At 47.9% G+C, this 6,817-nt stretch carries 13 protein-coding genes and 1 pseudogene; all 14 read left to right on the forward strand.

Annotation, left to right across the window (positions count from 1 at the left end; translation table 11 throughout):
• Positions 1-74 precede the first annotated feature (74 nt).
• A complete protein-coding gene (gene rplB, locus ACEW9J_RS21400; RefSeq protein ID WP_373547112.1) occupies positions 75-941 on the forward strand; it encodes a 50S ribosomal protein L2 in 867 nt (288 codons plus the stop codon).
• A gap of 153 nt (positions 942-1,094) precedes the next feature.
• Positions 1,095-1,373: a 30S ribosomal protein S19 gene (gene rpsS, locus ACEW9J_RS21405; RefSeq protein ID WP_295613120.1), complete on the forward strand. Its 279-nt coding sequence runs from the start codon at positions 1,095-1,097 to the stop codon at positions 1,371-1,373.
• A 44-nt stretch (positions 1,374-1,417) separates the two neighbouring features.
• Positions 1,418-1,771: a 50S ribosomal protein L22 gene (rplV, locus tag ACEW9J_RS21410; RefSeq protein WP_373547113.1), complete on the forward strand. Its 354-nt coding sequence runs from the start codon at positions 1,418-1,420 to the stop codon at positions 1,769-1,771.
• A 20-nt stretch (positions 1,772-1,791) separates the two neighbouring features.
• Positions 1,792-2,532, forward strand: a complete 741-nt coding sequence (gene rpsC, locus ACEW9J_RS21415; RefSeq protein WP_373547114.1) for a 30S ribosomal protein S3 — start codon at positions 1,792-1,794, stop codon at positions 2,530-2,532.
• A gap of 9 nt (positions 2,533-2,541) precedes the next feature.
• Positions 2,542-2,970, forward strand: coding sequence for a 50S ribosomal protein L16 (gene rplP / locus ACEW9J_RS21420; RefSeq protein WP_373547115.1), 429 nt, complete (start codon positions 2,542-2,544; stop codon positions 2,968-2,970).
• A gap of 4 nt (positions 2,971-2,974) precedes the next feature.
• Positions 2,975-3,181 (forward strand): 50S ribosomal protein L29, encoded by a 207-nt coding sequence (gene rpmC / locus ACEW9J_RS21425; RefSeq protein WP_373547116.1) that lies wholly within the window; start codon positions 2,975-2,977, stop codon positions 3,179-3,181.
• 39 nt (positions 3,182-3,220) lie between these two features.
• Positions 3,221-3,466 (forward strand): 30S ribosomal protein S17, encoded by a 246-nt coding sequence (gene rpsQ, locus ACEW9J_RS21430; protein ID WP_373547117.1) that lies wholly within the window; start codon positions 3,221-3,223, stop codon positions 3,464-3,466.
• A 141-nt stretch (positions 3,467-3,607) separates the two neighbouring features.
• Positions 3,608-3,976: a 50S ribosomal protein L14 gene (gene rplN, locus ACEW9J_RS21435; protein WP_373547118.1), complete on the forward strand. Its 369-nt coding sequence runs from the start codon at positions 3,608-3,610 to the stop codon at positions 3,974-3,976.
• A gap of 3 nt (positions 3,977-3,979) precedes the next feature.
• Complete coding sequence (gene rplX, locus ACEW9J_RS21440; RefSeq protein ID WP_373547119.1) at positions 3,980-4,324, forward strand: 50S ribosomal protein L24; 345 nt, start codon at positions 3,980-3,982, stop codon at positions 4,322-4,324.
• A 70-nt stretch (positions 4,325-4,394) separates the two neighbouring features.
• Complete coding sequence (gene rplE, locus ACEW9J_RS21445) at positions 4,395-4,940, forward strand: 50S ribosomal protein L5 (protein WP_373547120.1); 546 nt, start codon at positions 4,395-4,397, stop codon at positions 4,938-4,940.
• 109 nt (positions 4,941-5,049) lie between these two features.
• The gene (gene rpsH, locus ACEW9J_RS21450) at positions 5,050-5,451 is read left to right on the forward strand and encodes a 30S ribosomal protein S8 (RefSeq protein ID WP_373547121.1); all 402 of its coding nucleotides are present in this window, start codon (positions 5,050-5,052) and stop codon (positions 5,449-5,451) included.
• Between the two features lie 148 nt (positions 5,452-5,599).
• Positions 5,600-6,145 (forward strand): 50S ribosomal protein L6, encoded by a 546-nt coding sequence (gene rplF, locus ACEW9J_RS21455; RefSeq protein ID WP_373547122.1) that lies wholly within the window; start codon positions 5,600-5,602, stop codon positions 6,143-6,145.
• Between the two features lie 8 nt (positions 6,146-6,153).
• Positions 6,154-6,516: a 50S ribosomal protein L18 gene (rplR, locus tag ACEW9J_RS21460; RefSeq protein ID WP_373547123.1), complete on the forward strand. Its 363-nt coding sequence runs from the start codon at positions 6,154-6,156 to the stop codon at positions 6,514-6,516.
• A 25-nt stretch (positions 6,517-6,541) separates the two neighbouring features.
• A pseudogene (locus ACEW9J_RS21465) lies at positions 6,542-6,817 on the forward strand (30S ribosomal protein S5); the annotation flags it as partial.

Raw genomic sequence — 6,817 nt, forward strand, 5'->3', positions numbered from 1 at the left:
GTTCGATCTCACCATCGCCTCAAATAGCTAGTCACTCGCCCTTATACCTCAAACCTAATACCTAACAACTAATTATGGGTACCCGTTCTTATCGGCCATATACGCCTAGTAGTCGCGAAACCGTAATCTCAGACTTTGCTGAAATTACCGTGAGTAAGCCGGAAAAATCACTGGTTAAATACAGACACCGTGATAAGGGGCGCAACAACCGTGGGGTCATCACCAGTCGTAGACGTGGTGGCGGTCACAAACGTCTCTACCGGACGATCGATTTTCGTCGTCAAGACAAAATCAACATCCCCGCAAAAGTAGCAACTGTCGAGTACGATCCTAACCGGAACGCACGGATCGCCCTACTGTTTTACAGAGATGGCGAAAAACGTTACATTCTGCATCCAGTTGGCTTAGAAGTTGGTACTGAAATCATCACTGGGCCAGAGTCTCCATTTGAGATTGGCAACGCTTTGCCGTTGATTAATATCCCCTTGGGTACCACTGTACACAGTGTCGAACTCACCGCCGGAAAAGGTGCCCAAATCGCCAGATCTGCTGGTGCTGCGGCTCAACTAGTAGCAAAAGAAGGGGACTATGTTACCCTGAAAATGCCTTCTGGTGAAGTCCGCATGGTGCGAAAAGAATGTTACGCCACCATCGGACAAGTCGGTAATACTGACGCACGGAACACGAACGCGGGTAAAGCCGGACGTAACCGCTGGAAAGGTCGCCGTCCTAAGGTCAGAGGTAGCGTCATGAACCCAGTGGATCACCCACACGGTGGTGGTGAGGGTCGCGCGCCAATCGGTCGCCCAGGGCCAGTTACGCCTTGGGGTAAGCCTACCCTGGGCTACAAGACTCGGAAGAAGAAGAAAGCCAGCAGCGCACTCATCATCCGCCGTCGCCGGAAATCCTCCAAACGTGGTAAAGGCGGTCGTCAGAACTAAGAGAGTGGATGGTGAATGGTGGATAGTGGATAGTGAAATTAGCTATCGGTTATTCATTGTTTACTATGCGATCGTCATTATTTATAACGTAAAATACATAACTTTCGATCGTCATTCACCATTCACCATTCACCATTCACCATTCACTAAATTATGGGTCGTTCTCTCAAAAAAGGTCCCTTTGTCGCAGATCATCTGATGACAAAGGTAGAAAAAATGAATGCGTCTGGTCGTAAAGACGTGATCAAAACTTGGTCGCGGGCTTCCACAATCCTGCCGCAAATGGTCGGACACACGATCGCAGTACACAACGGTCGTCAACACGTTCCTGTCTTTGTCTCAGATCAAATGGTCGGACACAAATTAGGTGAGTTTTCGCCCACTCGGAACTATCGTTCCCACTCAAAGGGAGACAAAAAATCCGGTAGATAATTCAAAGTTAACTTTGAATTATAAATGGATTAAAGAAAAAAACTATGGCGATCGAAAACAAAACAGAAATCAAAGCAGTTGCGAAATACATTCGCATGTCTCCTTTTAAAGTGCGCCGCGTACTAGACCAAATTCGGGGACGTTCCTACCGTGAAGCCTTGATTATTCTTGAATTCATGCCTTACAAGGCTTGTGAAGAGATTATCAAAGTATTGCGATCGGCTGTGGCTAATGCTGAAAACAACAATGGGATGAATCCAGCCAAGCTAGTAGTATCTACTGCCTATGCTGACGGTGGCCCAGCACTAAAACGCTTCCGCCCTAGAGCGCAAGGTCGCGCTTACAAAATCCGCAAACCGACATGTCACATCACTGTGGCAGTGGCGGAAACGAACTAGGGAGCATATAAAGAAATAACATGGGACAGAAGATTCATCCGATCGGCTTTAGACTCGGCATCACGCAGGAACACCGTTCGCGGTGGTATGCAGATAGCCGTCGCTATCCCGAAGTTCTCAAAGAAGACTACATCATTCGCCAACACATCGAGAAAGACCCCACCCTCAGCACAGCAGGGATTTCCAAAGTTCGGATCGAGCGTAAAGCCGACCAAATCGAACTCGAAATCCATACTGCTCGTCCAGGTGTTGTCGTCGGTCGTCAAGGCAGCGGCATCGAAGTCATCCGTCAAGCTCTACTCAAAAAACTTGGTACCGATCGTCAGATTCGGATTAACGTCATTGAGATTGCCAAGGTTGACGCTGATGCAGCTCTAATCGCTGAATTCATCGCTCAACAACTATCTCGCCGTGTCTCCTTCCGTCGTGTTGTCCGTCAGGCAATCCAACGGGCGCAACGAGCCGAAGTTAAAGGCATCAAAATTCAAGTCGGCGGACGGCTCAACGGAGCAGAAATCGCTCGGACTGAATCGTCTCGTGAAGGTAGCGTACCTCTACATACCCTCCGCGCAGACATTGACTACGCTTCCAAAACCGCAGAAACCACTTATGGAATCATCGGTGTAAAAGTTTGGGTCTTTAAGGGTGAAATCATCCCCGGACAAGAAAATCTAGAAATACCTAGTGCTGCTCAACCCAAACGTCGGCAACAGCAACAACGTCGCCGTCAGCAGTTCGATGACCGCTCTGATGAAGGATAGATTTGAAAAATGTTAAGTCCTAGAAGAACGAAATTCCGCAAACAACAGCGCGGTAGAATGACTGGTTTAGCTACCAGAGGCAGTGAAATTGCTTTTGGTGAATACGGCTTACAAGCGATCGAACCATCCTGGATCACCTCCCGTCAGATCGAAGCCTGTCGGCGAGCTATGAACCGCTATCTCAAACGGGGCGGGAAAATCTGGATTCGGATCTTCCCTGACAAGCCAGTTACCATGCGCCCAGCAGAAACACGGATGGGTTCCGGTAAAGGTTCTCCCGAATTTTGGGTAGCAGTAGTCAAACCAGGTCGGATCTTATTCGAGATTGGTGGCGTTCCTGAAGACATTGCGCGGGAATCGATGCGTTTAGCGATGCACAAGCTACCGATCAAAGTCAAGTTTATTATCAAAGCACATTTAGAAGACGAGACTGATTAAGGTTATGGCTCTGCCCAAAATTGCCGAAGTAACAAGCCTAACCGATGAAGAACTAGCTGCTGAGATTATCGCTGTCAAACGAAATCTGTTTGACCTGCGCCTCAGACAAGCTACCCGTCGGTTAGAAAAAACCCACGAATTCAAACATAACCGCCATAAATTAGCGCAGTTATTGACCGTGGAACACCAACGTAAAACCGCCAAGGTTTAATAACAGTCAACATACTCAGCCACAGGTAATCAACACACAATGGCAGCTAAAGAAAGAGTTGGCCTCGTCGTCAGCAACAAGATGCAAAAAACCATAGTGGTCGCGATCGAAAACCGTTCCGCCCACTCCAAATATGGCAAAGTAGTCGTCAGAACCAAAAGATATAAGGTGCATGACGAAGACAACCAGTGTAAAGAAGGCGACAGAGTGCGGATTTCTGAAACCCGCCCCCTCAGCCGCACCAAACGCTGGACACTCGCTGAAATTCTCAGTACCAAAGCCTAAATCACTTGGTGGGGCTAGGAATGGTGATGGTTCGAGTGTAAAATTTTACTCTCTTCCCTACCCTCTCCCCCCTACCCTCGTCTTGATTCGCTAAACCGTCGGGGAACCCGACGAGCGCGAATCGCTACCCTCTACACAACAATGATTCAACAAGAAAGTTATTTAACCGTTGCGGACAATAGCGGTGCCCGCAAAATTATGTGTATTCGCGTCCTGGGTGCGGGTAATCGTACTTACGGCGGCGTAGGCGACACAATTATCGCCGTTGTCAAAGATGCCACTCCGAATATGGCAGTCAAGAAATCCGAAGTAGTCCGTGCAGTCATCGTCCGTACCCGACATACTATGCGCCGCGAGAGTGGTATGAGTATCCGGTTTGATGATAATGCCGCCGTGCTAGTCAATGCTGACGGTAATCCCAGAGGTACTCGCGTTTTCGGCCCTGTCGCTCGCGAACTTCGTGAAAAAAGCTTCACCAAAATCGTCTCATTGGCTCCAGAGGTACTCTAAAAAATGGCAAGACAGAAACCCAAAGTTATCCATCGGATGCACGTCAAGAAAGGCGACACCGTACAAATTATCTCCGGTCGAGATAAAGGCAAAATCGGCGAAATTCTTAAATCTTTTCCCGAACTAAGTAAAGTGATTGTCAAAGGTGTGAGTATTCGTACCAAACACATCAAACCAGCTCAAGAAGGCGAATCCGGTCGGATCGATACCTCCGAATCTCCGATTCATAGCTCCAAAGTGATGATCTACTCGACTACCCAAAATGTTGCTAGTCGAATTAGTTACACTGTCAACGCTGAAGGTAAAAAGGTGCGGATGTTGAAGAAAACTGGCGAGATTATCGACTAGTTAGTTCTCAGTTCCCCTTTTGTAAATAGCTATTATCCTGACCAAGCCCAGGAAATCATACTCGAATATCATGGCACAACAACTCAAAACTAAGTATCAAAAAGAAATCACACCCAAGCTGATGGAGCAATTTGGTTATACCAATATGCTGCAAGTGCCCAAGGTGATTAAAATTACGGTCAATCGAGGTCTGGGTGAAGCAGCTACCAATGCTAAAGCTCTAGAATCTTCGATCGCGGAAATCGCCAAGATTACCGGACAAAAGCCAGTCGTCACCCGCGCTAAAAAAGCGATCGCGGGTTTTAAAATCCGCGCTGGGATGCCTGTGGGAGTCATGGTGACACTGCGCGGCGATCGGATGTACGCCTTCTTGGATCGGTTTATCAACCTCACCCTGCCCCGAATTCGGGACTTCCGAGGCATCAGCCCTAAAAGTTTTGACGGTCGCGGTAACTACAGTATTGGGATTCGCGAACAACTGATTTTCCCGGAAATCGAGTACGACCAAATCGACCAAATTCGCGGGATGGATATCTCGATTATCACCACAGCCGATAACGATGAATCTGGACGCGCATTGCTCAAAGAAATGGGAATGCCCTTCCGCGCGAGTTAATCGCTACAGGTAACAGCGGTAGTAATGGCATCAATATGATGGAGAGCAATGGCTCACCACCAGCCACTAGCCACCAGCCACTAACATCACTAATCACCCTAAACAACAAATGGCGGCACACGATACCATCTCAGATATGCTCACTCGGATTCGGAATTCGAGCATAGTCAAACATCAAACCACCAATCTCCCAGCAACTAAACTTACTCGCAGTATTGCCACTGTCCTCAGACAAGAAGGCTATGTCGGCGAGTACGAAGAAACTGGCGAAGGGATTGACAAAAAATTAGTCCTAACCCTCAGATACAAAGGCAAAAATCGCCAACCAATTATTACCGCCCTCAAACGGGTAAGTAAGCCTGGATTGCGCGTTTATTCCAACCACAAAGACTTACCTAAAGTTTTGGGTGGGATTGGCATCGCAGTGATCTCTACTTCTAGTGGAATTATGACCGATCGCGAAGCCCGTAAACAAGGTGTCGGTGGCGAAATCCTCTGTTACGTCTGGTAAATCTCAAGTAGTCAGTAGGTAGAAGTCAACCGTGATTTCACTGAATTAGTCACTTTATATGTACTAAATCTTACTCCCCTGGCTCAAATATTCATCTTTGCGCCTACTAAAGTATCGCAATTTCATTGACAAGGAGTAAATATTAATTATGTCTAGAATTGGAAAACGTCCAATTCCTTTACCAGCTAAAGTTACCATCGATATTGATGGTCAATCAGTTGTAGTTAAAGGCCCCAAAGGTGAACTCTCTCGCATCCTCCCCTCAGGAGTAGTCATCCTCATCGAAGGCGAGATGGTCGTCGTGAATCGTGCCAACGAGTCCCGCCCCGCTCGTCAACAACATGGATTGTGTCGGACGCTAGTTGCCAATATGGTTGAAGGTGTCTCCACAGGTTTCCAAAAGAAATTGGAAATCCAAGGAGTTGGTTATCGGGCTGCCGTTGACAGCAATGTCCTCACCCTCAACGTAGGCTACAGTTTACCCGTCAAAATCACTCCACCAGCGGGAATTACAATCGAAGTTCCTAAAGAAAAGAATACTAATGTAATCATTAGTGGTATCGACAAAGAATTAGTCGGCAATACTGCTGCCAAAATCCGCGATGTTCGCCCACCAGAAGTATACAAAGGTAAGGGAATTCGCTACGAAGGTGAAGTTGTCCGCCGGAAAGCTGGTAAATCTGGGAAGAAATAGAACATAAAATGAAACTAACACGTAAAGAATCAGTACAGCGTCGTCACCGTCGCGTTCGGAAGGACGTAAATGGTTCGACAGCCCGCCCTCGTTTGGCGATCTTTAGATCTCACCAACATATCTATGCCCAAGTCATCGATGATACCGAGCAACATACGCTAGCAGCGGCATCCAGTCTCGAACCCGAACTAAAATCTCGATTGAGTGGTGGTGGGAATATTACCGCAGCCGCTGAAGTCGGCAAACTAGTCGCCGAACGTGCCAAAGCTAAGGGCATCGAGACGGTAGTATTCGATCGCGGTGGTAATCTTTATCATGGTCGCGTCCAAGCCTTGGCTGACGCTGCTCGTGAAGCTGGATTAAACTTCTAATCATAAATCATCCAAATATCAGATTATGGCACAAGAACAACAACAACGTCGCGGCGGCGGTAGTGGTGGCGGTAGCGGCGGTAGCGGCGGCAGTGGCGGCAGAGGCGACGGCGGCAACAGAGGCGACGGCGGCAACAGAGGCGGCGGCAACAGAGGTGGCGGCAGTAGAGGTAAAAAGGAAGAAAAGGAAATCACCTACCAAGAACGGGTAATCCAAATCCGTCGGGTAAGTAAAGTAGTTAAGGGTGGTAAAAAACTCAGCTTCCGCGCCATCGTCGTGATTGGCAATGAAAAAGGTGAA

The organism is Chamaesiphon sp., from assembly GCF_041737865.1.
Classification (GTDB): Bacteria; Cyanobacteriota; Cyanobacteriia; order Cyanobacteriales; family Chamaesiphonaceae; genus Chamaesiphon.

Coding starts and splice junctions, on each gene's coding strand:
- rplV (WP_373547113.1), top strand. CDS start 1,418: ATGGCGATCGAAAACAAAACAGAAATCAAAGCAGTTGCGAAATACATT.
- rplP (WP_373547115.1), top strand. CDS start 2,542: ATGTTAAGTCCTAGAAGAACGAAATTCCGCAAACAACAGCGCGGTAGA.
- rplB (WP_373547112.1), top strand. CDS start 75: ATGGGTACCCGTTCTTATCGGCCATATACGCCTAGTAGTCGCGAAACC.
- rplN (WP_373547118.1), top strand. CDS start 3,608: ATGATTCAACAAGAAAGTTATTTAACCGTTGCGGACAATAGCGGTGCC.
- rpsS (WP_295613120.1), top strand. CDS start 1,095: ATGGGTCGTTCTCTCAAAAAAGGTCCCTTTGTCGCAGATCATCTGATG.
- rplF (WP_373547122.1), top strand. CDS start 5,600: ATGTCTAGAATTGGAAAACGTCCAATTCCTTTACCAGCTAAAGTTACC.
- rpsQ (WP_373547117.1), top strand. CDS start 3,221: ATGGCAGCTAAAGAAAGAGTTGGCCTCGTCGTCAGCAACAAGATGCAA.
- rpsC (WP_373547114.1), top strand. CDS start 1,792: ATGGGACAGAAGATTCATCCGATCGGCTTTAGACTCGGCATCACGCAG.
- rplR (WP_373547123.1), top strand. CDS start 6,154: ATGAAACTAACACGTAAAGAATCAGTACAGCGTCGTCACCGTCGCGTT.
- rplE (WP_373547120.1), top strand. CDS start 4,395: ATGGCACAACAACTCAAAACTAAGTATCAAAAAGAAATCACACCCAAG.
- rplX (WP_373547119.1), top strand. CDS start 3,980: ATGGCAAGACAGAAACCCAAAGTTATCCATCGGATGCACGTCAAGAAA.
- rpsH (WP_373547121.1), top strand. CDS start 5,050: ATGGCGGCACACGATACCATCTCAGATATGCTCACTCGGATTCGGAAT.
- rpmC (WP_373547116.1), top strand. CDS start 2,975: ATGGCTCTGCCCAAAATTGCCGAAGTAACAAGCCTAACCGATGAAGAA.